This is a genomic window from Vogesella urethralis, assembly GCF_007644045.2.
Lineage (GTDB): Bacteria > Pseudomonadota > Gammaproteobacteria > Burkholderiales > Chromobacteriaceae > Vogesella > Vogesella urethralis.
Map to the genome: position 1 here is coordinate 1 of NZ_VMDW02000131.1, position 549 is coordinate 549.

The following is a 549-nucleotide window of genomic DNA, read 5'->3' on the forward strand; positions in this document are numbered from 1 at the left end:
ACTTGGGAGGGAGGGGCTTGCTCATGCGGTCATTCTACCGGACAGGCGCAAGCCCTGATTTGTGCAACAAAGCCCGTCAGCAATACGCTGCTGGTGATGCGGCCTTACCAGATCGCCGCCACGGAGCGCATTCTGTGGAAGATCAAGAGCAGCCATCAGGCCAAAAACTGGAGCAACACGGAAAGCGGCGGCTTCATCTGGCACACCACCGGCAGCGGCAAGACACTGACCAGCTTCAAGGCTGCGCGCCTGGCCACCGAGCTGGACTTCATCGATAAGGTGTTCTTCGTGGTGGACCGGAAGGATCTGGACTACCAGACCATGAAGGAATACCAACGGTTCTCGCCGGACAGCGTGAATGGCTCGGACAGCACGGCAGGCCTGAAGCGAAATCTGGAGAAGGACGACAACAAGATCGTTGTCACCACCATTCAGAAGCTCAACAACCTGATGAAAAGCGAAGCGGACTTGCCCATCTACGGCAAGCAGGTGGTGTTCATTTTCGACGAGTGCCACCGCAGCCAGTTTGGTGAGGCCCAGAAGAACCTG

1 pseudogene is annotated in these 549 nt (G+C 57.2%); it reads left to right on the forward strand.

Annotated elements, in window-relative coordinates:
• Positions 1-78: 78 nt before the first annotated feature.
• Positions 79-549, forward strand: a pseudogene (locus FLQ03_RS16685) (DEAD/DEAH box helicase family protein); the annotation flags it as partial.